This window comes from Stenotrophomonas sp. SY1, assembly GCF_021202945.1.
Classification (GTDB): domain Bacteria; phylum Pseudomonadota; class Gammaproteobacteria; order Xanthomonadales; family Xanthomonadaceae; genus Stenotrophomonas.
In genome coordinates this window covers 1240660-1263975 of the sequence record NZ_JAJOYR010000001.1, presented here as the reverse complement: position 1 = coordinate 1263975, position 23316 = coordinate 1240660, and the positions used below count along the sequence as shown (strand labels likewise).

At 65.3% G+C, this 23316-nt stretch carries 17 protein-coding genes, 1 tRNA gene and 1 pseudogene; 8 read left to right on the top strand and 11 right to left on the bottom strand.

The window, feature by feature from the left end; genetic code table 11:
• Nucleotides 1–43: 43 nt before the first annotated feature.
• The 3 genes from rimK to LR961_RS05115 form a co-directional block, all read right to left on the bottom strand.
• Nucleotides 44–919 (bottom strand): 30S ribosomal protein S6--L-glutamate ligase, encoded by an 876-nt coding sequence (gene rimK, locus LR961_RS05125; RefSeq protein WP_232147346.1) that lies wholly within the window; start codon nucleotides 917–919, stop codon nucleotides 44–46.
• Between the two features lie 176 nt (nucleotides 920–1095).
• Nucleotides 1096–1169, bottom strand: a tRNA-Gly gene (locus LR961_RS05120).
• Nucleotides 1170–1297: 128 nt separating this feature from the next.
• On the bottom strand, nucleotides 1298–3088 hold the full coding sequence (locus tag LR961_RS05115) for an autotransporter domain-containing protein (protein ID WP_232149211.1): 1791 nt from the start codon (nucleotides 3086–3088) through the stop codon (nucleotides 1298–1300).
• 172 nt (nucleotides 3089–3260) lie between these two features.
• On the opposite strand from LR961_RS05115, the gene thiS reads away from it, so the two are divergent.
• The 4 genes from thiS (at nucleotide 3261) to LR961_RS05095 (ending at nucleotide 7150) form a co-directional block, all read left to right on the top strand.
• Entirely contained in the window at nucleotides 3261–3461 is a 201-nt protein-coding gene (gene thiS, locus LR961_RS05110; RefSeq protein WP_232147345.1) for a sulfur carrier protein ThiS, read from the top strand.
• A 176-nt stretch (nucleotides 3462–3637) separates the two neighbouring features.
• Nucleotides 3638–4432: a thiazole synthase gene (locus LR961_RS05105; RefSeq protein ID WP_232147344.1), complete on the top strand. Its 795-nt coding sequence runs from the start codon at nucleotides 3638–3640 to the stop codon at nucleotides 4430–4432.
• A complete protein-coding gene (gene trmB, locus LR961_RS05100; RefSeq protein ID WP_232147343.1) occupies nucleotides 4432–5184 on the top strand; it encodes a tRNA (guanosine(46)-N7)-methyltransferase TrmB in 753 nt (250 codons plus the stop codon). Before LR961_RS05105 ends, trmB begins: the two co-directional genes overlap by 1 nt.
• A gap of 118 nt (nucleotides 5185–5302) precedes the next feature.
• On the top strand, nucleotides 5303–7150 hold the full coding sequence (locus tag LR961_RS05095; RefSeq protein ID WP_232147342.1) for an SLC13 family permease: 1848 nt from the start codon (nucleotides 5303–5305) through the stop codon (nucleotides 7148–7150).
• A gap of 96 nt (nucleotides 7151–7246) precedes the next feature.
• On the opposite strand, the gene LR961_RS05090 is transcribed toward LR961_RS05095, so the two are convergent.
• Nucleotides 7247–7600, bottom strand: a complete 354-nt coding sequence (locus tag LR961_RS05090) for a Rieske 2Fe-2S domain-containing protein (RefSeq protein ID WP_232147341.1) — start codon at nucleotides 7598–7600, stop codon at nucleotides 7247–7249.
• A 176-nt stretch (nucleotides 7601–7776) separates the two neighbouring features.
• Between LR961_RS05090 and LR961_RS05085 the strand changes: the two genes are divergently transcribed.
• From LR961_RS05085 to mscL, 3 genes are all read left to right on the top strand, one after another.
• Entirely contained in the window at nucleotides 7777–8058 is a 282-nt protein-coding gene (locus tag LR961_RS05085; protein WP_232147340.1) for a hypothetical protein, read from the top strand.
• A gap of 122 nt (nucleotides 8059–8180) precedes the next feature.
• Complete coding sequence (locus LR961_RS05080) at nucleotides 8181–8885, top strand: fumarylacetoacetate hydrolase family protein (protein ID WP_232147339.1); 705 nt, start codon at nucleotides 8181–8183, stop codon at nucleotides 8883–8885.
• Nucleotides 8886–8943: 58 nt separating this feature from the next.
• Entirely contained in the window at nucleotides 8944–9360 is a 417-nt protein-coding gene (mscL, locus tag LR961_RS05075; RefSeq protein WP_232147338.1) for a large-conductance mechanosensitive channel protein MscL, read from the top strand.
• Between the two features lie 95 nt (nucleotides 9361–9455).
• Here mscL and LR961_RS05070 read toward each other — a convergent pair whose 3' ends face one another.
• A complete protein-coding gene (locus tag LR961_RS05070) occupies nucleotides 9456–10412 on the bottom strand; it encodes a hypothetical protein (protein ID WP_232147337.1) in 957 nt (318 codons plus the stop codon).
• A gap of 318 nt (nucleotides 10413–10730) precedes the next feature.
• On the opposite strand from LR961_RS05070, the gene LR961_RS05065 reads away from it, so the two are divergent.
• Nucleotides 10731–12146, top strand: a complete 1416-nt coding sequence (locus tag LR961_RS05065; protein WP_232147336.1) for a M20/M25/M40 family metallo-hydrolase — start codon at nucleotides 10731–10733, stop codon at nucleotides 12144–12146.
• Between the two features lie 397 nt (nucleotides 12147–12543).
• Here LR961_RS05065 and LR961_RS05060 read toward each other — a convergent pair whose 3' ends face one another.
• The 6 genes and pseudogenes from LR961_RS05060 to cysD all read right to left on the bottom strand — a co-directional run bounded on the left by LR961_RS05060 (nucleotide 12544) and on the right by cysD (nucleotide 23256).
• Nucleotides 12544–13395, bottom strand: coding sequence for a TrmH family RNA methyltransferase (locus tag LR961_RS05060; RefSeq protein ID WP_232147335.1), 852 nt, complete (start codon nucleotides 13393–13395; stop codon nucleotides 12544–12546).
• A gap of 15 nt (nucleotides 13396–13410) precedes the next feature.
• Nucleotides 13411–14913: an alanine/glycine:cation symporter family protein gene (locus tag LR961_RS05055; RefSeq protein ID WP_232147334.1), complete on the bottom strand. Its 1503-nt coding sequence runs from the start codon at nucleotides 14911–14913 to the stop codon at nucleotides 13411–13413.
• Between the two features lie 622 nt (nucleotides 14914–15535).
• Complete coding sequence (locus tag LR961_RS05050; RefSeq protein WP_232147333.1) at nucleotides 15536–18661, bottom strand: efflux RND transporter permease subunit; 3126 nt, start codon at nucleotides 18659–18661, stop codon at nucleotides 15536–15538.
• A complete protein-coding gene (locus LR961_RS05045) occupies nucleotides 18658–19740 on the bottom strand; it encodes an efflux RND transporter periplasmic adaptor subunit (protein WP_232149209.1) in 1083 nt (360 codons plus the stop codon). Before LR961_RS05045 ends, LR961_RS05050 begins: the two co-directional genes overlap by 4 nt.
• Nucleotides 19741–20479: 739 nt before the next feature.
• A pseudogene (gene cysN / locus LR961_RS05040) lies at nucleotides 20480–22345 on the bottom strand (sulfate adenylyltransferase subunit CysN); the annotation flags it as partial.
• On the bottom strand, nucleotides 22345–23256 hold the full coding sequence (gene cysD, locus LR961_RS05035) for a sulfate adenylyltransferase subunit CysD (protein WP_232147331.1): 912 nt from the start codon (nucleotides 23254–23256) through the stop codon (nucleotides 22345–22347). The pseudogene cysN and the gene cysD, both read right to left, overlap by 1 nt.
• Nucleotides 23257–23316: the final 60 nt, after the last annotated feature.

Here is a 23316-nt window from a genome sequence, read left to right as displayed (position 1 = left end):
TAAAGGCCTGTTAAATCCATGCAAACAAATTGCAGGCTGCCCGTCAGCGCTTGAGGCCGGTCACGTATTCGATCATCCGCCCGGCCACATCCCCCCCGGAAATGCTCTCGATACCTTCCAGGCCGGGGGTCGAGTTGACCTCCAGTACCAGCGGGCCGCGCTTGGAGCGGATCAGGTCGACGCCGGCAATGCCCAGCCCCAAGGCCTTGGCAGACCGCACCGCCACCTGTTGCTCCGCCCTGCTGCAGACCACTGCCTGGGCACTGCCACCGGCATGCAGGTTGGAGCGGAAATCCCCTTCCTGGGCCTGCCGACGCATGGTCGCCACCACCTGGTCGCCCACCACCAGGCAACGCAGATCCGCCCCCTCGGCCTCGGCGATGAACTCCTGTACGAGGAAGTTGGCATACAGACCACGCAGCGCTTCCACCGTGCCCTTGGACGCGCTGAGCTTCTCGGTCAGGATCACCCCCCGGCCCTGGGTGCCCTCGCTGAGCTTCACCACGTGCGGCGGCGGCCCCAGCATCGAGAGCAGGTCGTCGGTGTCATCGGGGTTGTCGCCGAACACAGTCATCGGCATGTCGATGCCCTTGGCCGCGAGCAGCTGGTGGGCACGCAGTTTGTCGCGGGCGCGCAGGATCGCATCGGACGGATTGGGGGTGCGCGCGCCCATCAGCTCGAACTGGCGCAGCACCGCCGTGCCATAACGGGTGATCGAGGCGCCGATACGCGGTATCACCGCGTCGAAACCCGCCAGCGGCCGGCCCTTGTAATGCATGCTGAAGCCGCCGGCAGTGATGCGCATATAGCAACGCAGCGGATCCAGTACGCGCACGGTGTGGCCACGCGCACGGCCGGCCTCGACCAGGCGCCGCGTCGAGTAGAGCTTGGTATTACGGGAGAGGATGGCCAGTTTCATCGCGGCAGTGCCGGGCGGGAGGCGCGCAGCATAGCGCGGGACTGATCAACCATGACGACAAACAGCCACATGCGTTCGACCCGGCGCACAGCGCACTGGTCATGGGCGTTCGCGAGGAGGGAAGCAGGCCGTTGCGATCACACCGATCAGGCCTGGGACACGTACGCGTCGCGCCGTGGAGCGGGTGAAGGGAATCGAACCCTCGTCGTAAGCTTGGGAAGCTTCTGCTCTACCATTGAGCTACACCCGCATCAGGCGGCAAGTCTATGCGGGCGCGCCTGTGCAGCGCAACGGGGGCCGGCTCGTTGCACCGTTTCTCGGACGAAAGGAAGGCGATGCCGATGACCGGCACCGCCTTCCGCTCACACAGTCGATGGCTTAGAAGCTGCCGCCGAAGCTGGCAAACAACGTGGCATCGCGTGCCGACTTCTGCATCGTCGTGGTGCTGACACCGATATTGCTGCTCAGGCCCCAAAGGTTCACTCGTGCGCCAAGTACGGCGGTGACGTAATTGCGGTCGAACTCCAACCCCGGCACCTTGTAGGTACCCGCGTCGGCCACGGTCTGCAGCCACGCGCTGGCCTGCGACTCGCCGTCTTCGAACTCGTGGTCGTAGGTGACCTGCACGTAGGGCTTGAGATTGCCGCCATCGAAGCGGGCCTGCCAACCAATGCGGCCCACCATGGAGTCCACGTCCTGGTCGCCATACCCCAGCGCCGTGGCACTGACGTTGCTCTCGCTGTAACCGTCAAGCTTGACCTTCTGCCAGGTTACCCCGGCCACCGGACCATGGCGGAAACCACCTTCCTGGCCAAAGTCGTAACCACCATTCACAGCGACGGTGAGGTTGCTGCCGTCCGGCGAGCCCTTGTGCTCACGGGTGGCCGGGCCAAGCTGGACCTTGCGGGTCACGTCATAACCCAACCAGCTGTAGCTGGCCTGACCATTGACCCACGCCTTGTCGCCGTACCAGCCGGCGAACAGGCCCAGCGTGGTGTCGTCCTGGGTGAAGTCGCCCTGGCTGTTGCCGAAGTCCGCGTCCATGCGGCCGTAGCCGGCAAAACCACCCAGCACCATGCCATCACGCGCCCAATCCACGCCGAACAGACCAGCCGGCGCCATGCCGTCATACAGGTCGGCATGAGCATAACGCTGGATGTCACCACGCAGATTGCCCCACCAGCTCATGCCGTCGGCCGGACGGCCACCCAGGTGTGCACCCACCTGGTCGGCACGAGCACGGCCAGTGGTCTGGGCCGAGTGGCTCAGGATCTGCTGCAGGCGCGGCGCTTCGATCACCGAGATGGCGTACTCGCCCAGGATCTGGTGCGCACCGGTGGTCGGATGCACGTCGTCGGCGAACACGTAGGTGTTGGCGGCGTCGGGGGTAGCGAAATTCTGCAGAGTGCAGGTCAGCGACGAGCCCGAAGTACAGGCGCGGTCACTGACGTTGGTGAAGCCGTAGGCGCCCGGGTTGGCGACGATTTCCTGCAGGATGGTGAAGGTGTCCAGCGGGATGAACTCGATCCCGGCCTGCTTCAAACCACCGTACAACGCGTTGTTGTAGGCCTTGGCCGCAGCGGTGCCTGCTGCCATGCCGGCAGCCTGGCCATCACGCGCCATCGGGGTCAGGCCGATATCCGGCAGGTTCGGCACCAGCACGTACTGGGCACCGGCCGCCTTCAGCGTGCCGACCAGGGTGATCTGGTCGGTTACCGCCGCACCAATGATCGCCTGCGCCTGGGCCGGGTTCCTCTGCGCGGCGAACACGTCGTTCGGCCCGCCCCAGACGGTGTAGAGCGCGCGGGCATCGGCCTTGCCGCCATTGGCTGCCAGATAACCGGCTGCCTGGGTCCTCAGCGAAGGAGTCGGCCCAAGCTGCCCCAATTCATCAACGCCCACACGGGCGCCGCCGGCAGCGTAGTTGTCGCCAGTCTGGCCGTTGCCGTTGGGCAGCGAACTGGTACCGAAATGATTGGCCACATGGTCCGCCCAGACCCAGCCCGGATTGGTGGTGAAGCGGCCCACCATCGACGCATTCGGGTTCACCTTCATCAGCACCGGGCGGAAATAGCCGGTGTCGGTCAGGCTGTCACCGAAGAACACGGTCTTGGAGAACGGCGCCTGGGCCATGGCCGGCATGGCGGCCAGTGCGCAGGCGACGGCCAGCACCGAACGCAGCGGGCGGGAAAAAAGGGACATGTGAAGCTCCTTGCATGAGGGAAGGACGGGGCACGTACGCCGCCGCACGTTGTTAGTTTTTCATTCCGCCGTAAGACGTACACGCTGCGACGCCGCATGGCCGCTGGGCTTTTGCCGGCGCACTGGCGAAAATGGCGGCATGAACATCCAGCTCAATGGCGAAACCCGCCCATTCCCGGCTCCGTTGACCCTGACCGAACTGCTCGCCGCCGAAGGGCTGGCCGAACGCCGGGTAGCCATCGAGGTCAATGGCGAGATCGTGCCGCGCAGCCGCCATGGTGAACATGTCCTGCAGGACGGTGACCTGGTCGAGATCGTGCACGCGCTGGGCGGCGGCTGAGTCTTCTCAGCGGTAGTGACGCGCCGTGCCCGGCAGCCGCACCCCCGGCATGACTCGAGCCGAGCATGGCTTGGCTGTGCCGGCACATTCCGGCATCGCTCCCGCCGCGTGTGGCCCGGCGATAACGCGAAGCGCGTGCACCACGATGCGGGCCTTGATGGGTGATAATTCCGCGCATGAATGCAAATGCCCCCTCTGACTCGCTGGTCATCGCCGGCAAGACCTATTCCTCCCGGCTGCTGACCGGCACCGGCAAGTTCAAGGATCTGGAAGAAACCCGCCTGGCCACCGAAGCCGCTGGCGCCCAGATCGTCACCGTGGCCATCCGCCGCACCAACATCGGCCAGAACCCCGGCGAGCCCAACCTGCTCGACGTGCTGCCGCCGGACCGCTACGCCATCCTGCCCAACACCGCCGGCTGCTACACCGCCGAGGACGCGGTGCGCACCTGCCGCCTGGCGCGTGAGCTGCTCGACGGCCACAACCTGACCAAGCTGGAAGTGCTGGGCGACCAGAAGACCCTGTACCCGGACGTGATGGCCACCCTCAAGGCCGCCGAGCAACTGGTCAAGGACGGCTTCGACGTCATGGTCTACACCTCCGACGACCCGATCCTGGCCAAGCGCCTGGAGGAGATCGGCTGCGCTGCGGTGATGCCGCTGGCCGCGCCGATCGGTTCGGGCCTGGGCATCCAGAACAAGTACAACCTGATCGAGATCATCGAAAACGCCAAGGTGCCGATCATCGTCGACGCCGGTGTCGGCACCGCTTCCGATGCCGCCATCGCGATGGAACTGGGCTGCGACGGCGTGCTGATGAACACCGCCATTGCCGGCGCCCGCAACCCGGTGCTGATGGCCAGCGCCATGCGCAAGGCCGTGGAAGCCGGGCGCGAAGCGTTCCTGGCCGGCCGTATTCCGCGCAAGCGTTATGCCAGCGCGTCCTCCCCGGTGGATGGGTTGATCGGCTGATGACCAATCCCTTTGAAAGCGCCGGCTCCAAGGCACCGCCCAAGCCCTTCACCGTGACCGAAGGCCGCCGCGAAGTGCGCAGCTTCGTGCTGCGCCAGGGCCGTTTCACTCCGGCCCAGCAGCGCGCGTTCGACGAACGCTGGCCGCGTTTCGGCATCGACTTCAATGGCGAGCCGCGTGATCTGGATGCCACCTTCGGCCGCGTCGCGCCCAAGGTGCTGGAAATCGGCTTCGGCAACGGCGCGGCATTGCGCTATGCCGCGCAGTTCGATCCGTCCAAGGACTACATCGGCATCGAAGTGCACGCCCCGGGTGTGGGCCGCCTGCTCAACGCGCTGGCCGACGACAACGCCGACCACGTCAAGCTCTACCACCACGATGCGGTGGAAGTGCTGGAGAAGGAAATCGCTGACGGCGCATTGGACGAAGTGCGCATCTACTTCCCCGATCCGTGGCACAAGAAGCGCCACAACAAGCGCCGCCTGGTGCAGCCGTCCTTCGCCGAGCTGCTGGTGCGCAAGCTGCGCCCGGGTGGCCGCCTGCATTGCGCCACCGACTGGGCCGACTACGCCGAGCAGATGTGGGACGTGCTGGATGTCACCGAGGGGCTGGTCAACCGCGCCGGCCCGCGTGGCAGCGTGCCGCGCCCGGACTGGCGCCCGCAGACGCACTTCGAGACCCGCGGCCAGAAGCTGGGTCATGGCGTCTGGGATCTGCTGTATGACAAGCAGGGAACGGGCATCGGGGAATGAAACTGCGATGATGCGTTCACGCGCCAGTGAAGCCGACGCATGTCTGATGGACGCGGTGCAGGCTCACGTGCAGCACCGCTTCCACTCCCCACTCTCCACTCCGGGTTCGCTGCTCTAAATGGATACCGCGCTGACGCTGACAACCGACATGAAGCTCGTCCTCGGGCTGGTCGGTTTCACGATGGCGATGTTCCTGTTCGAACGCATCCGCGCCGACGTGGTCGCGCTGGTGGTGATGGTGGTGCTGGGCGTTACCGGGCTGATCGCTCCGGAGGAAATCTTCGGCGGTTTCTCCGGTAACGCGGTGATGAGCATCATCGCCACCACCATTCTCGGCGCCGGGCTGGACCGCACCGGCGCGCTGAACCGACTGGCCGGCTGGCTGCTGCGACGCTCGCATGGGCTTGAGCAGCGCCTGCTGCTGTTGACCAGCGCCACGGCCGGCTTGAACTCCTCGTTCATGCAGAACCCGTCGGTGATGGCGCTGTACCTGCCGGTGGCTTCGCGGCTGGCCTCGCGCACCGCACTCACACTCAAGCGCCAGCTGCTGCCGATCTCCGCCGCCATCGTGATGGGCGGCGCGTTGACCATGGTCGGCAATTCCCCGTTGATCCTGCTCAACGATCTGTTGATGTCGGCCAACAACAACCTGCCCTCCGGCACCGCCACCATCGAGCCGCTGCGCATGTTCGCGCCGCTGCCAATCGGCGTGGCATTGCTGGTGGCTTCGCTGCTGTACTTCCGCTTTTACGGCAGCCGCAAGCTCAGGGAAGAAGAAGGCGAAACCGAGGACGGCCAGGCTCCGGCGCGTACCGAAAGCTATTTCGCTAAGGCCTACGGTATCGAAGGTGATGTATTCGAGCTGCTGGTCAGCGCCGAAAGCCCGCTGGTTGGCATGACCGTGGGCGAAGCCGAGAACATCTTCGACGCGCCACTGCTGCTGGCACTGAAGACCGGCAACGACACGCGCCTGTCGCCGCCGGCCGACATGCGCATCTGGGTGGGCAGCGTGATCGGCGCGATGGGGCCGAAGCAGCAGGTATCGGACTTCGCGCAGAACCAGTTCCTGCGCATGTCCTCACGCCTGCGCCAGCTAGGCGACCTGTTCAACCCCGCCCGCGCCGGCATTTCCGAAGCGGTCATCCCGCCCACCTCGCGCATCATCGGCAAGACCGCCGGGCAACTGCGCCTGCGCAAGGAGCGCGGCATCAGCCTGCTGGCGATCAACCGTGACAAGCAGGTCATCCGCGAGGATGTCCGCAACACACCGCTGCGCGCTGGCGACATGCTGGTGTTCCACAGCATCTGGCAAGATCTGGCCACCGCCGCGGAAAGCCGCGACTTCGTGGTGGTCACCGATTTCCCGAAAGGCGAGCAGCGCCCGCACAAGTTCAAGATCGCGATGGCGATCTTCGCCATCACCATCATCATCGCCCTCACCTCGCACCTGCCGGTCGCGCTGACACTGCTTACCGGCGTGGCCGGCATGCTGTTGACTGGCGTGCTGCGCATGGACGAGGCCTACGCGGCGATCAACTGGAAAACCATCTTCATGATGGCCGGCCTGATTCCACTGGGCTGGGCCATGGACAGCAGCGGCGCCGCGGCCTGGATTGCCGGCCACACCATCGACAAGCTGCCCAGTGGCATTCCGGTATGGGCGCTGGAACTGGCACTGGCGCTGTTGACCACCGCGTTCTCGCTGGTGATCAGCCATGTCGGCGCAACCATCGTGATGGTGCCCATCGCGGTAAACCTGGCGCTCGCTGCTGGCGGCAACCCCACCGCGTTCGCGTTGATCGTGGCGTTGTCGGCCTCCAACAACCTGATGACCGCTTCCAACCCGGTCATCTCGATGGCGATGGGCCCGGCCAAGTACACCCCGCGCGAGATGTGGCGCGTCGGTGGGCCGCTGTCGTTGCTCTACACGCTGATCGTGGTGGTGATGATCAACATCATGTTCTGAGCCGCAGCGTGCCTGCAGCGCAGGCGACGCAAGCCCGGGTGCCCCCAGCATGCTCTTTCACGCCGAGCATCCCGACGCGGAGGCTACAACCGCTGCTTACACTCCGCCCAGCAACACCCGGCCGTCACGCACCTGCACCGGTACCGCGCGCAGTGAATCACCCTTGCAGGGTCCAGCCACGCACGTGCCGTGCTGCAGCTCGAACGACGCACCATGTACAGCGCACACCAGATGCCCTTCACGGCTCTTGAGGAACTGCCCCGGCGCCCAGTCCAATGCACGCCCTGCATGTGGACAGACGTTCAACCAGGCTCGCACCTGGTCACCGTCGCGGTACAACACCATCGGTTCGGCGTCGCCATCGAGCACGGCGGTCACCGCATGGAAGCCCTGGTCCGGCAACGCATCAAACAAGGCCAATTCAGTTTCGTGGGGCAAGGAGCTGGACATTGGAACACCGCGCAAAAACAGGTGCGGATTGTCGCATGCGTACTGTGACCGGTTGGACAAAGCTGACCGGCAGCCCTTCCAGACCACTGGATTGCACTCTGATTTAACGACAAATTCACGCATTGGCGGACATCGCCCCTGATACTCCGGGGCAGACTCACTGTCACCTGATCTTCATGCAAATCCACTACATCCAGTTCGCCAAGCTCCGCAACCTGTTCGCGCCGCGCAAGCCGCGCAATCCGTTGGTGCGGATTGCCCTGGGTCTGCTTGGCCTGGCGATTCTTGCCTTGCTGGTGGTGGTCGGTGTGTTCGTGGGTGCCGCGATGATCCTCGGTGGCCTGGCATGGAAGCTGTTGGCCGCACGCAGGAACCGCGCCGTCCAAAAGGCCGACCCCAACGTGGTGGACGCCGAGTACCGCGTGGTGCCCAAGGCACCGCTGCCGCATACGCTGTAATCCGTCGTGCCGAGCCATGCTCGGCAGAACTTCACCGGTAGAGCCCCAGCGCAGCATGGCTGCGCTCTACAGGGCTGCCTGGCTCCGTTAGACTTCGGCGTCGTTTCACGTGGACGCCAACCATGACCGATCTGATTCCCGCCCTGCCCCAGCCACGCATCCCGGTGGCCGGTGGCGGTACGTTCCCCGTGCACCGCATCTACTGCGTGGGCCGCAACTTTGCCGACCACGCCCGCGAGATGGGCGCCGCCGCACCGGCGTCCAACGCCGAGCGTGGCCAGCCGATGTTCTTCATGAAGCCTGCCGACGCCGTCGTCATCGGCGATGCCGCCGTGCCTTACCCGCCCGCCACGGACGACCTGCACCACGAGGTCGAACTGGTTGTCGCGCTGGGCAAGGACGCGCCGGCCGGGGTGCTGCCGGTCGCCGATGCGATGTCGCTGGTGCTGGCCTACGGCGTTGGCCTGGACCTCACCCGCCGTGACCTGCAGGCCGCCGCCAAGGCCAAGGGTGGCCCCTGGGATATCGCCAAGGGTTTTGATCATTCCGCCCCGGTCAGCACACTGGTGCTCGCCGAGCAGGTGGGTGCGCTGGCATCGCTGGAACTGTCGCTGGAAATCAACGGCCAGCTGCGACAGAAGTCGACGCTGGATCAGATGATCTGGAACGTGCCGGACATCCTGCACGAACTCTCCAAACTGTATGCACTGCGCGCGGGCGACCTGGTGTTCATGGGTACACCGGCCGGCGTTGCCGCGCTGCAACCTGGTGATCGCTTCAGCGCGCGTCTGGGCGATGTGGCTCGATGCGATGGCTTGATCGCCTGATGACATCCACTGGGGTACGCTGCGGCGGCGCCCCTACCCGCATACACAGGAGAAACTCATGGGAATGATCAGCGAGTTCAAGGAATTCGCCATGCGCGGCAACGTCATCGACCTGGCGGTCGGTGTCGTGATCGGTGGTGCATTCGGCAAGATCGTCACCTCGCTGGTGGACAAGGTGATCATGCCGCCGATCGGCATGCTGGTCGGCAATGTCGATTTCTCCAGCCTGGCCCTGACCTTGTCCCCGGCCAAGATCGGTGCCGATGGCAAGGAGATCCCGGCCGTTGTGCTCGGCTATGGCGACTTCATCAACACCCTGATCCAGTTCGTCATCGTGGCCTTTGCCATCTTCATGCTGGTCAAGGTGGTCAACAGGCTCTCGCGCAAGAAGACCGAAGCTCCGGCGGCTCCGGCCGAACCGAGCGAAGAAGTGCTGTTGTTGCGCGAAATCCGCGACAGCCTCAACAAGCGTTGAGCCAACGTGACAAACGAGAACGGCCAGGAGCAGTTGCTCCTGGCCGTTTTCTTTTCAGCGCCGGCGTGCGTTGAACATCACCGCCCCATCGCTGCCTAGAAAGACAGTGTCATCGACACCTGCGGGCTGACGAACGAGGCGCTGTTGCGCCCACCCGGCAACGACGCCTGCACACCGGCCAACACGCCAACGTTGTCGTTGATGATGTACTCCACCGCTGGCGCGATACTGAAGCTGCGACTGCTCCTGCCCACCCGCTGCGTCCACTGGCTGTATCCGTCACGGTTCATGTCATTGCCCTCCAGCGTGGTGCGGCCCTTGTGACTGCCCCGCAGGTCCATCGCCACCACCCAGTTGCGGTTGATGCTGTATTCCATTGCCAACAGCGCGCTGCTGTTGACGCCAGGGCTGGCATGACCATCGAAGCCGGCACCCGTGCCATACACGCTGCTGCCACGAACCCGCACATCACCCGGCGATGGGCTCCAGTTCGCCTGCCAGCGCCAACGCAGCGGACGCCCGTTCGGCATCCACAACACTTGTTGCCCCAGCAGTGAAAGCCCCGTGCGATAGCTGCCGTTTCCGCGCCCGTTGAGCACATTGTCACCGAGCCGGTCATGACTGCCGGTAGCCAGCGACTGGTTGAGCATGGCACTGACCGTCATCCTGCTGGTCAACGCATCACCGGGGCGCAACACGTACTTCAAGCGCACCGAACTATCACCAAAGCGCAGCCCGTCGCCATGCTGCCGGCCCGACGACGAACGCCCACCATTGACCGACAACTCCCCGGTCAGCCGCTTGCTGATGCCGTAGCCCATCAGCACGCTGAGTTTTGTATCGCGGCCACGCTCCTCCAGACGGTGGCGGTCACCTTTCCCGTCATAGCTGCCACTCGTGCGCGTGTGGATCAGATAGGGCTGCATGAAGAACGCTCCCGGCGCCTGTGCGTTGGCGCTGGAGGTCAGCAATGGGCCAGTGAAGCGTGCATCCTCCATCGAGCGCGCCTGCGCCCATGTACCTGTCGGCACAACCACCATCGCCAACAGCATCCCTGCTGCTCTGCACTGCCGTTTCATCCTGTACTCCTGCGGGTTGATCCACCGACCTGGTGGCTGCTCAGGCTCGCTTGCGCAGGTGCGACGCGGCTATGGGGAAAGTCCCAAATGCATGTCGTGAATGCATGTCGTAATGGCCTGTTTTCATGCCACTTCCGATCTAGTCCGCAGTTGCGGCAACGGCTTGGTCGAGAAGCGGCGGCAGTGCGTTGCACGCACTGCTCCTGCAACCCGCACGCCCTATCCCAACTGGCACATGGCCAGCCAGGCAACGACTGCTAAGCTTCACGATCGCCCCTCGGAGTTGACTCGATGCGCCGCACTGCCCTTGCTCTTGCCACCTTGCTGCTGTGTGCTTCGGCCAGCGCAGCGACCACCCGGATTCCTGATGGCGCACTGACCACCGCCGCGCAGCTGCGCGAGCAGGCATTGGCCGACAACACCGGCTGGCAGGTGGTGGAGTCGTTGACCACCGAAATCGGTCCGCGCATGGCCGGCAGTGAAGCCGATGCCCGTGCAGTGGAATGGGCCAAGGCCAAGTTCAAGGCATTGGGTTTCGACAAGGTCTGGACCGAGCCGGTCACCTTCCCGAAATGGGAGCGTCGCAGTGAACACGCCTCGGTACTCGGCGCGCATCCGCAGCCCCTGACCATCACCGCGCTCGGCGGCAGCCCGGCCGGCACGGTCGAAGCCGAGGTCGTCCGTTTCGAGGGCCTGGATGCACTCAAGGCCGCGCCGGAAGGTTCGCTGGCCGGCAAGATCGCCTATGTCGACTTCACCATGAACCGCAGCCGTAACGGCATGGACTACGGCATCGGCGGCACCGTGCGCAGCCGCGGTCCGTCCGAAGCCATCCGCAAGGGCGCCATCGGCTACATCATGCGTTCGGCCGGCACCGACTCGCACCGCATGCCGCATACCGGCATCACCCGTTTCGACGAAGGCCTCACGCCGGTCCCGGCTGCCGCCTTGTCCGGGCCGGATGCGGATCAGCTCAACCGCCTGGTCGCGCGTGGTGCCACCCGTATCCGCATCGCACTGGATTGCGGCTGGGACGGCAGTTACACCTCGCAGAACGTGATCGGCGAGATCACCGGCCGCAGCCTGCCCAAGGAAGTGGTGGTGATCGGCGGCCACCTGGATTCCTGGGACCTGGGCACCGGGGCGATCGACGATGGCGCCGGTATCGGCATCACCATGGCCGCCGGCCATCTGATCGGCAATCTCAAGCAGGCCCCCAAGCGCACCATCCGCGTGATCGCCTTCGCCAACGAAGAACAGGGGCTGCACGGCGGCAAGGCCTATGCCGCAGCGCGCGCGACCGCCGGTGAAATCGTGCAGCAGCACATCGCTGCTGAAAGCGACTTCGGCGCTGGCCGCATCTATGCGTTCAACACCGGCTCAGGCAACCCCGCCGGTTCGCGCGAAGCCACTGCCAAGATTGCCGAAGCGCTCGCGCCGCTGGGCATCGAATACCGCGCCAACGAAGGCGGCCCCGGCCCGGACGTCAGCCCGCTCGCTGCCAAGGGCGGCGCATGGGCATGGCTGGCGCAGGACGGGACCGATTATTTCGACCTGCACCACACCCCGAACGACACGCTCGACAAGATCGACCCGAAGGCATTGGCACAGAACGTGGCCGCGTACACCGTGTTCGCCTACCTGGCCGCGGAGTCGGACGGCAGCTTTGGCAGTGAAGCCAAGGATGTGGTGCCGCCGCGCGAGTGAGTGCGCGAGTGGTAGCGAAGAAGGCGCCAAAGGGCGCCTTCTTCGTTCTTGGCTTTTGATTGCCTGGATGAAAGCTACCCCTCCCCAACCCTCCCATTTGCTACGCAAAAGGGAGGGCGTGCGCTGCGAGGGCCGTCGGATTGCAGCGAAAGCCGCTCTCGCCTCCTCCCCTTTGCCGCAGGCAAGAGAAGGGGGAAAGGGCTGTTCTTCATGCCCGGCACGAATATCAAAAGCGCTGCCACCAGCGATGAAGCACACGAAGCGGTAGCACCGAGCCATGCTCGATACGAATATCACAGGCAAGGCCATAGCGGAGCATGGCCCCGCTCTACCGCGCTATCGGCAGAAACAACAACGGCGCCTTCCGGCGCCTTTGTTGTTCGTGCAATCCGTTGAATCAGCCCTTGCCACGCTGGCTGCACCAGCTCGACAGGAACACCGCCGTGGCCGAAGCCACGTTCAAGCTTTCCACCGCACCCGAGCCCGGAATCGACAGACGCAGATCGCAGCTCTGCGCGAAGTCACGGTCCATGCCTTGGCCTTCAGCGCCCATCACGTAGACCATGCGCGCCGGCAACGCGGTGTTGAACAGATTGTCGCCCCCCTCCACCAGCGTCGCCGCCAGGCCGAAACCAGCATCGCGCAGTTGCGCCACGGCCTGCGGCAATGCCGGCAGCCGCACCAGCGGCACCGACTCCGCGCCACCTTCAGCCACGCGCGCAGCCGCGCCGGACAACGCCAACGTCGTTTCGGCCGGCAGCAGGATCGCCGCAACGCCAAAGTGCGCCGCCGAGCGCAGGATCGCACCGAAGTTGTGCGGGTTGCCCACGCCGTCGAGCCACAACGCCAGCGCCGGGCCAGCGCCCAAACCGGCCAGCCATGCCGCCAGCGTCAACGGATCCTGGCGCACAACGTCGGCCACGATGCCTTCGTGATGGGTGGTTGCAGCGAGCTTGTTCAGATCGCCATCGGCCACCACGCGGTAGCCGACGCGGTTGGCCACGCACCATTTCAGCATCGGCTGCACGCGCGGAATCATGTCCTCGGCCAGGTACAGCTTGCGCAGCGCCTGCGGGCGGCGCGCGAACATCGCCTGCACCGCGTTGAGCCCGTACAGGCGCAGCTCGTCGCTGCCGCGTACCGGCGGCCCACCTGCACCGGTGCCCGCGCCCTCGCGCGGGTTGGCCGGAAGTGGCGTGGCCCGTGGCGGGCGGGCGGATGGACGACGGTTGTTCCAGGGATTACTCACAGCTCGGTTACTCGCTTATTTGTTGCCACGCCAGAAGTCGGCGTTCTTGATGCCCAATGCATCCGGATTGAAGACCGGGTCCAGACCCTGCTTCTTCTGTTGTTCGTAATCACGCAGCGCCAGCATGGCCGGCTTCTGCAGGATCAGGATGGCGATGACGTTCAACCAGGCCATCAGGCCGACGCCGATATCACCCAGTGCCCAGGCCATCTTGGCGTTGTGGAAGGCACCGAAGATCACCATGCCCATGATGCCCAGACGCAGCACCAGCGTTGCCGCCGGGTGCGTGCGGTTGCTGCCGGCCAGGTAGGTCAGGTTGGTTTCGGCCATGTAGTAGTAGGCCATGATCGTGGTGAAGGCGAAGAAGAACAGCGCCAGCGCCACGAAACCCGCGCCCCAGCCCGGCATCACCGACTCCACCGCGGCCTGGGTGAACAGCGCACCTTCGGAAGGAGCCACACCCGGCACGCCGGTGAATACGGCCTCCAGCTTCTGCACACCACCGACGGTGACTTCGCGGAACACGTTGTACATGCCGGTGGACAGCACCAGGAAGGCGGTCGAAGTGCACACCAGCATGGTGTCGAAGTAGATCGCGAAGGCCTGCACGTAACCCTGCTTGGCCGGGTGCGAGACCTCGGCGGCGGCGGCGGCGTGCGGGCCGGTGCCCTGACCGGCTTCGTTGGCGTAGATGCCACGCTTCACGCCCCAGGCGATGGCCTGGCCGATGATGCCGCCGAAGGCCGCATGCGCACCGAAGGCGCTGGAGAAGATGTCGGAGAACATCGCCGGCACCTTGTCGGCATTGAGCATCATCACCACGATGGCCATCAGGATGAAGCCCAGTGCCATGAACGGCACCACCACCTCGGCGAAGCTGGCGATGCGCTTGACGCCACCGAAGATGATCACACCCAGCACGGCTGCGACCGCGATGCCGATCCACAGCTTCATGCTGCCGGCACCGCCCACCGAGGCGCAGGCATCAGCGCCCTTGCACAGCACGTTGACCGCGCTGTCGGCGATGGCGTTGGCCTGCACGCCCGGCAGCAGGAAGCCAGCAGCGATGACCGTGGCCACCGCGAAGGTTGCCGCGTACCACTTCAGGCCCATGGCCTTTTCGATGTAGTACGCCGGGCCGCCACGGTAGCGGCCTTCGGCGTCCTTGACCTTGTAGATCTGCGCCAGGGTGCTTTCCACGTAGGAAGTGGAGGCGCCCAGGAAACCCATCACCCACATCCAGAAGATCGCGCCCGGGCCGCCGTAGGCGATGGCCGTGGCCACGCCGGCGATGTTGCCGATGCCCATGCGCCCGGCCATCGACATGGCCAGTGCCTGGAAGGAGGAAACACCGGCATCGGATTTCTGCCCGCGCACGGTGAGACGGCACATTTCCGCGAAGCCGCGGATCTGCATGAAGCGGGTGCGCAGGGTGAACCAGAGCCCGGCCCCCAGACACATGAAGATGAGCGCGTTGCTCCAGATGATGCCGTTGATGAATTCGACGATGGATTCCACGTAGTTCCCCGGAAAGCTGAAGGTGGCTGCCCCAAGCTCCGGGACCGGCCGATTCTTCCACGATTACGCCGCGATGTGCAGAGTGACCCCAGCAATTGCAGCAAAGTCCCAAAACGGCCGAAACAGCGCATGGCATGCAGTTGCCGGTTCTGGAAAACGGATTGGCGCTCCGCGCCTTCCCCTACGAATCCATTCTTGAGCGGCAGCCAGGCCGAGGCGGGATTGCCCGCCATCGCCCGCGCCGCCAACCGGTACTGCCCAGCTCCGGTGTTGCCTGCGGCACAGGATCCGCCGACACGCAGGCCTTCACACTCACCCCGACGCCCGGCTGGGAGCGAGTCCCAGCAACGCCCCCACATCGGCCATGTCACCACTTTGATCAGCGCCGCCTGCGCTGCATTCACACTTGCTGGCCGCCGCTGTTGTTTCCGGCAACGGCCGCAGGTCCTGCCCTCATCCGCGCCTTCGGAGCACCTCGCTACGCGCCCCGGCCCAGCGCAGCGCGCTGGGCGTTTGGACATGCATGAACCCATGGTTCATGAGCCGCATGCCCTTCACCCCATTCACGGGAGAAGGGCTGAAACCTCGCAAGCCATTACAGGAACCCGGCTTCTGCCTGTACTCAGGCGTGCCCGCCCACCGAAGGCGTTTCCCGCTCCTGCTTTTCCAGTTCGTTGGCCACCGTTTCCGGCGACTGCGTGTACGGCGCCAGCAGCGCGTAGAACGCCGGCACCACGAACAGCGACAGCAGCGTGGACACGGTGACGCCGAAGATCACCACGATGCCGATGGTGGCGCGGCTAGCCGAACCGGGGCCGCCGGCAACCACCAGCGGGATCGCACCGACCACGGTCGCAATCGAGGTCATCAGGATCGGCCGCAGCCGCACCCGCGCCGACTCGACGATGGCCTGGTGCACGTTGCGGCCTTCATCGCGCAGCTGGTTGGCGAACTCGACGATCAGGATGCCGTTCTTGGCCGCCAGGCCCACCAGCATCACGATGCCGATCTGGCTGAACAGGTTGAGCGTTCCGCCGCTGATGTACAGGCCGATGAAGGCGCCGAGCACGCCCAGCGGCACGGTCAGCATGATCACCAGCGGGTGGATGAAGCTCTCGAACTGTGCGGCCAGCACCAGGTACACCACGAGCAAGGCCATGGCGAAGGTCAGCACCACCGCACCGCCGGTGCTCTGGTACTCGCGCGACTCGCCCTTCCAGTCGATCTGCGCGTACTCGGGCAGCTCCTCGCGGGCCACCTGCTGCACCCAGGCAATGGTCTCACCCAACGTGTGGCCCTGGGCCACGTTGGCGCTGATGGTGATCGCGCGCAGGCGGTTGAAGCGGTTGAGACTGCCCGCCTCGGCCACTTCGCTGAGCGTGACCAGATTGGACAACGGCACCAGCTCACCGGAACGCGCACGCACCTGGATGGCCGACAGGTCGGCCGGTGAAGCGCGGCCCTCGCGGCCGGCCTGCACCAGCACGTCGTACTCCTCGCCGTTGTCGACGAAGGTGGTGACGCGGCGCGAGCCCATCATCGTTTCCAGTGCGCGCCCGATCTCGGTGACCGAAATACCCAGGTCGGCCGCACGCTGGCGGTCGATGTTCACCCGCATCTGCGGGCGGGTTTCCTTGTAGTCCGAATCGGCACCGACCAGCCCCGGGTATTCGTCCATGCGCGCCAGCAGGCGATCGCGCCACTGCGCGATCTCCTCGTATTCCGGGCCGCCGAGCACGATCTGGAACGGCTGGCCCATGCTGCGCACCAGGCCGCCGCCGACCATCGTGCGCACGCGCACGCCGCTCAGGCCGTTGAGTTCCTTCTGCAGGTCGTTGGCCACATCGGTGGTGGCCTCGGTGCGGTCGCGCCACGGCTGCAGGAACACGCTGATGCGGCCGGTGTGCATTTCCTCGCTGTTGCCCCAACCACCGGGCACGCGTGGATTGGCGCGCACGATGGGCTCTTCCGGGCCAACGAAACGCGAGACGATCTGTTCGACCTGCTGCACCTGGCCGACCGTGTAGTCGTAGCCGGCGCCTTCCGGGCCATCGATCATGATCTGGAACGAGCCACGGTCTTCGGCCGGAGCCAGCTCCGACGGCAGCAGGGTGAACAACCACCAGCTCGCCGCCAGCGCGGCCAGCATCAGCACACCGAACACCCAGGTGCGCTGAACATGCCGCTCCAGTATCTGTGCGTACGTCGACGACACCCGGTCCAACTGCCGGTTGATGAAGCCGCTGATGCGGCCGGGCTTCTGTTCGCTATGCGGCTTGAGCAGCTTGGACGCCATCATCGGCGTCAGGGTCAGCGCCACGAAGGCTGACAAGGCCACCGCCGCCGCCAGCGCCACCGCCAGTTCGCGGAACAGACGGCCGGTGTTGCCCTCCAGGAAACCCACCGGCAGGAACACCGCCACCAGCACCGCGGTGGTGGCGATCACCGCGAAGGCCACCTGCGTGGTGCCCCGGCGTGCAGCCACCAGCGGTGGTTCGCCCAGGTCGATGCGGCGCTGCACGTTCTCGACCACGACGATGGCATCGTCCACCACCAGGCCAATGCACAGCACCAGCGCCAGCAGCGTGAACAGGTTGATCGAGAACCCGAACGCGAACAGCGCAATGAACGCGGCCACCAGGCACACCGGCACGGTCACCGCCGGAATCAATGCCGCGCGCAGGCTGCCCAGGAACAGCCAGATCACCACCAGCACCAGGATCATCGCCTCTACCAGGGTGGCGTACACGCGCTCGACTGCGGCCTCGATGAAGGTGGTGTTGTCGAAGGCGACGAAGATCTGCGTGCCCTTGGGCAGGGTCTGGGCGATGCGTTCGGCCTCGGCGCGGGTGGCCCTGGCCACGTCCAGCGCATTGGCGGTGGAAGTCTTGACGATGCCCAGGCCGATACCCGGCTCGCCGTTGCTGCGGTAGTAGGCGCGGCGCTCGGACGAGGCCAGTTCGACCTTGGCCACGTCGCCCAGCCGCACCACGTAGCCGTCGTTGCCCTTGCCCAGCGGAATGCTGGCAAAGTCGGCCGGCGCGACATAACTGCGCTCCACGCGCAGGGTGAAGTCACGATCAGCCGATTCGATGCGGCCGGCCGGCAGTTCCACGTTCTCGTTGCCTAGCGCGGTTTCAACATCACCCACGGTCAGTCCGCGTGCGGCCAGCTGGTCGCGGTCCAGCCAGATGCGCATGGCGTAGCGCTGACGCCCGCCGATACGCACCTGGGCCACGCCATCGATGCTGGAGAAGCGATCCACCACGTAACGCTCGGCGTAGTCGCTCAGTTCGAGCGTATCCATCGCCGAGGAGGCCATGTTGAACCAGATGATCGGGTCGGCATCGCTCTCGACCTTGGCGATTTCCGGCGGCCGTGCTTCCTCGGGCATGCGGTCGGCAACGCGGCTGACCGCATCGCGCACGTCGTTGGCAGCGGCCTCGATGTCGCGGTTGGCGGTGAACTCGATGCTGACCGAGGAGCGCCCGTTGGTACTGCGGGCGTTGATCGTATCGATGCCTTCGATGCCGGCCAGCGCGTCTTCCAGTACCTGGGTGACGCGGCTCTCGATCACCGCCGCCGAGGCGCCGGTGTAGTCCACCGAGACCGAGACGATGGGCGGGTCGATGGCCGGCAGCTCGCGCAGGGTCAGGCGGTTGAACGACATCACGCCCAGCACCACCAGCAGCAGGCTCATCACCACGGCCAGTACCGGCCGCTTGATCGAAAGGTCGGACAGCTTCATCCGGCGGTCGCCTTTGCAACCGGTGCGGCGGCCTTGGCCGGCTTGGTGTCTTCAACACGGATGCCCGGGCGCAGCTTGCCGGTGCCATCAACCACGATGCGCTCACCGGCCTTGATGCCGGTGATGATCTCGACCACGCCAGCGCGGCGGGTGCCGGTCTTCACATCGACGCGCTCGACGCTGGCATCGTCCTTGACCCGGTAAACGAAGGAATCACGACCAACCTGCACCACGGCGATCTCCGGGATCACCAGCGCCTGCCGTTCCGGGCGGAACACATGCACATCCAGCAGCATGCCTGGACGCAGCGCGTGGTCGGCATTGGCGAAATCGGCGCGTACGGTGACCGCGCGGCTGCCCGGATCGACCCGTGCATCGACCGTGCTCACCTCACCTTCAAAGGTGCGGCCCGGATAGGCGATGCTGCTGCCGCTGACCTTGTCGCCGGGCTTGAGCGAGGCCAGTTCAGCCTCGGGCACCTGGAAATCGACGTGTACACGCGAGATGTCATCCAGCGTGGCAATGGTGGTGGTCGGGGTAACCAGCGAACCGGGGCTGACCTGGCGGATGCCCAGCACGCCGGCGAACGGCGCGCGCACCTGGCGGTCGCTGATGTCCGCGCGCATCTGCCGCACCCGTGCCTCGGCGGCATCGCGGATCGCCTTCTGCGTGTCCAATGTGGAGTGCGCGACCAGTTGCTGCGCAGCCAATTCACGCTGGCGCAGGTACAAACGGTCGGCTTCGGCGAAGGTGGCCTGGGACTGGGACAGCGCCGCCTGCTGGGCATCACCGCGCAGGGTGACCAGCGGCGCGCCGGCATCCACGTGCTGACCACTCTCGAAATGCACCTTGTCGATGATCTCGCTGAGCTTGGCGGTGACGATGATCGATTCACGCGCCTTGGCGGTACCGATGGCCTGCAGCGTGTCGTTCCAGGCGGCGTGTTTGACCACCTGGGTGGTGACCGGCACGACATCGCCCGACGGGCGCGGTGCATCGGCGCTCTTGCGGCTGCAACCGGCCAAAGCCAGCGCCAAGACAGTGCCACCGACAGCGGTGACGACAAAACGCCCCAACATACACAGTCCCATCTGATACACGATCGCGCAGTCTAGCGAGCGCGGATGACGCTGGTATGTGCCGTTAGGGGGGTGGTGGTGGTCTCTGTCTGAATTGGCAGGGCCGGCAAGCTGCCTGGCGTTGGCTCCTTCCAAGGCTCACCGCGGCGGCGAAAGACCTGCGGCGGGGATGCGCCAAGCTCGGGCGAGGACGCCGGAGCAGAAGCGGCCCTCATCCGGTGCTGCGCACCACCTTCTCCCGTGCACGGGAGAAGGGAGTATTCCAGCCCACTTCAATCCGCGGGCCCCGTCACTTCGCATACCTCGCTCCGTGCCCGGCTCCAGGCACCAAGCCAGCGGTCAGGCTTTGGCTCCCTTCTCACGCATCGAGTCAGCACCCAGTCCTTTCTCCCGCCAGCGGGAGAAGGAGATGCGCCGCATCGGATCAGGGGATCTCTTCCGCCTCCCGGCAAAGACAGACAGGACCTAGCCCAACGCATCTCAGCCTTCAGCGCTTCGCCCCGCGCTCCCGGCACCACGTATCAAACCAGCGACCAGGCTTTACCTCCCTTCTCCCGCCAGCGGGAGAAGGAGATGCGCGGCACCGGATGAGGGGAGCTTCTGCTTCCCGGCAATTGAACTGAACTGCCACCCTCATTCGCCTTGCGGACACCTTCTCCCATCATTGGGAGCGCGAATGTCGCAAGCATCAGGCAACGGCGCGCGCAGCCGCTGCCCTGCCTCAGCTCTGTTCCAGCAGCCGCAGCACCTGCTCCACCAGCGCGGCGGTGTCCTGCTGATCGGCATGCAGGTGCAGCTCCGGGGCTTCCGGGGCTTCATAGGGCGAATCGATGCCGGTGAAGTTGGGAATCTGCCCGGCGCGGGCCTTGCGGTACAGGCCCTTCACGTCGCGTGCTTCGGCAACCTCCAGCGGTACATCGACGAACACCTCGATGAACTCACCCGGCTCGAAACGCTCGCGCGCCATCTGCCGCTCGGCACGGAATGGCGAGATGAAACTGACCAGCACGATCAGCCCTGCATCGGCCATCAACCGCGCCACTTCGGCCACGCGGCGGATGTTCTCCACGCGGTCTTCGTCGGTGAACCCCAGGTCCCGGTTCAGACCATGGCGGACGTTGTCGCCATCGAGCAGGAAGGTATGCCGGCCCTGCGCATGCAGGCGCTTTTCCACCTGGTTGGCGATGGTCGACTTGCCCGCGCCGGACAGGCCGGTAAACCACAGCACCTTGGGCTGCTGGCCCTTGATGCGCGAACGCGCGGCCTTGTCCACGTCCAGATGCTGCCAATGCACGTTGCCGGCGCGGCGCAGGGCGAAGTCCAGCGTACCGGCGGCGACCGTGGCGTTGCTCTGCCGGTCGATCAGGATGAAACCGCCCAGCGCGCGGTTCTGCGCATAGGCGGCGAACGCCACCGGCTCATCCAGCGACAGGTTGCAATAGCCAACTTCGTTGAGCTCCAGACGCTTGGCGGCCAGGTGCTCCTGTGTGTTCACGTCCACGCGATGCTTGATCTCGCTGACGCTGGCAGCCACGGTACGGCTGCCAATCTGCAGCCAGTATGGGCGCCCGGGCAACAGCGCGGCATCATCCATCCACAGCACGTGCGCGGCGAACTGGTCGGCCACCTCCGGCGGATCATCCGCAGCGGCGATCACGTCGCCACGGCTGACATCAACCTCGTCGGCCAGCGTCAGCGTCACCGCCTGGCCGGCCGAGGCGACGTCCAACGGGCCATCCGGGCCCAGCACCTGCTTGACCGTGGAACGGCGCGACGACGGCAGCACCACCACCGCATCACCTACACGCACCTGCCCGGCTGCAATCGTGCCGGCAAAGCCACGGAAATCCTGGTTCGGGCGATTGACCCATTGCACCGGCAAGCGCAGGCCGCTGACCGCATCACGATCTTCCAGCACCACCGAATCCAGGTGCTCAAGCAGGCTCGGACCGTCGTACCAAGGCGTCAGCGTCGAGCGGCTGGACAGGTTCTGCCCTTCCAGTGCCGACAGCGGAATCGCCTGCACATGGGCAATGCCCAACTGCGCAGCCAGCGCCTGGTAGTCCTGCACGATGCGCGCGAACACCTCGGCGTCGTAGTCCACCAGGTCCATCTTGTTCACCGCCAGCACCACCTGACGGATACCCAGCAACGAAATGATGTAGCTGTGGCGACGGGTCTGCGGCAGCAGGCCCTTGCGTGCATCCACCAGCACTACCGCCACATCGGCGGTCGAAGCGCCGGTGGCCATGTTGCGGGTGTACTGCTCATGTCCGGGGCAGTCGGCAACGATGTATTTGCGACGGTCGGTATCGAAGTAACGATAGGCCACGTCGATGGTGATGCCCTGCTCGCGCTCGGCGGCCAGGCCGTCGAGCAGCAACGCGTAATCGATGCGTTCGCCCTGCGTGCCGTGACGGCGGCTGTCGGCCTCCAGCGCGGCCAGTTGGTCATCGAACAGGCGCTTGCTTTCGTACAGCAGGCGGCCGATCAACGTGCTCTTGCCGTCATCAACGCTGCCGCAGGTGATGAAGCGCAGCAGCGGCTTGGATTCGTGCTGTTGCAGGTAAGTGGAGATATCGGAAGAAGTGGCAACCGCGCTCATCAGAAATAGCCCTCCAGCTTCTTCTTCTCCATCGAGGCGGACTGGTCGTGGTCGATCAGGCGCCCCTGCCGTTCGGAGCTGGTGGACACCAGCATCTCGGCGATGATTTTTTCCAGCGTGTCCGCTTCCGACTCAATCGCGCCGGTCAGCGGATAGCAGCCCAGCGTGCGGAAACGCACCTTGCGCAGTTGTGGCACCTCGCCCGGATGCAGCGGCAGGCGTTCGTCGTCAACCATGATCAGGCTGCCATCGCGCTCCACCACCGGCCGCTCGGCCGCCAGGTACAGAGGCACCACCGGAATCTTTTCGCGGTAGATGTAGAGCCAGATATCCAGCTCGGTCCAATTGGACAGCGGAAACACGCGCACGCTTTCACCCTGGTGGATGCGGGCGTTGTACAGGTTCCACAGCTCCGGACGCTGGTTCTTGGGGTCCCAGCGATGGCGGTCATTGCGGAACGAGAACACCCGCTCCTTGGCCCGCGACTTTTCCTCGTCGCGACGCGCACCGCCGATGGCCGCATCGAACTTCCACTTGTCCAATGCCTGCTTCAGGCCCTGGGTCTTCATCACGTCGGTATGCACGCTGGGGCCATGCGACACCGGGCCGACGTTCTGGGCGATGCCATCCGGGTTGATGTGCACCCGCAGCTCGGTGCCGGTCTCGGCCACGCGACGGTCGCGGAAGGCGATCATCTCGCCGAACTTCCAGCGCGTGTCCACGTGCAGCAGCGGAATCGGCGGCACACCCGGGGCGAACGCCTTCATCAGCAGATGCAGCAGTACCGAACTGTCCTTGCCCACCGAGTACAACAGCACCGGGTTGTCGAAGGCCGCGGCGACTTCCCGCAGGATGTGGATGCTCTCGGCTTCCAGCCGATCGAGGTGGGACAGGGATCTGTTGGCGGTCATCAGCAAGTGGTCGGCGGAGGCAATGCCCGGTCAGGGCTACACAGTACCCGGACAAAGCCC

Coding starts and splice junctions, on each gene's coding strand:
- LR961_RS05080 (WP_232147339.1), top strand. CDS start 8,181: ATGACCGATCTGATTCCCGCCCTGCCCCAGCCACGCATCCCGGTGGCC.
- LR961_RS05045 (WP_232149209.1), bottom strand. CDS start 19,740: ATGTTGGGGCGTTTTGTCGTCACCGCTGTCGGTGGCACTGTCTTGGCG.
- LR961_RS05090 (WP_232147341.1), bottom strand. CDS start 7,600: ATGTCCAGCTCCTTGCCCCACGAAACTGAATTGGCCTTGTTTGATGCG.
- rimK (WP_232147346.1), bottom strand. CDS start 919: ATGAAACTGGCCATCCTCTCCCGTAATACCAAGCTCTACTCGACGCGG.
- LR961_RS05050 (WP_232147333.1), bottom strand. CDS start 18,661: ATGAAGCTGTCCGACCTTTCGATCAAGCGGCCGGTACTGGCCGTGGTG.
- LR961_RS05070 (WP_232147337.1), bottom strand. CDS start 10,412: ATGCTGTTGGCGATGGTGGTTGTGCCGACAGGTACATGGGCGCAGGCG.
- LR961_RS05105 (WP_232147344.1), top strand. CDS start 3,638: ATGAATGCAAATGCCCCCTCTGACTCGCTGGTCATCGCCGGCAAGACC.
- LR961_RS05065 (WP_232147336.1), top strand. CDS start 10,731: ATGCGCCGCACTGCCCTTGCTCTTGCCACCTTGCTGCTGTGTGCTTCG.
- LR961_RS05095 (WP_232147342.1), top strand. CDS start 5,303: ATGGATACCGCGCTGACGCTGACAACCGACATGAAGCTCGTCCTCGGG.
- trmB (WP_232147343.1), top strand. CDS start 4,432: ATGACCAATCCCTTTGAAAGCGCCGGCTCCAAGGCACCGCCCAAGCCC.
- cysD (WP_232147331.1), bottom strand. CDS start 23,256: ATGACCGCCAACAGATCCCTGTCCCACCTCGATCGGCTGGAAGCCGAG.
- LR961_RS05085 (WP_232147340.1), top strand. CDS start 7,777: ATGCAAATCCACTACATCCAGTTCGCCAAGCTCCGCAACCTGTTCGCG.
- thiS (WP_232147345.1), top strand. CDS start 3,261: ATGAACATCCAGCTCAATGGCGAAACCCGCCCATTCCCGGCTCCGTTG.
- mscL (WP_232147338.1), top strand. CDS start 8,944: ATGGGAATGATCAGCGAGTTCAAGGAATTCGCCATGCGCGGCAACGTC.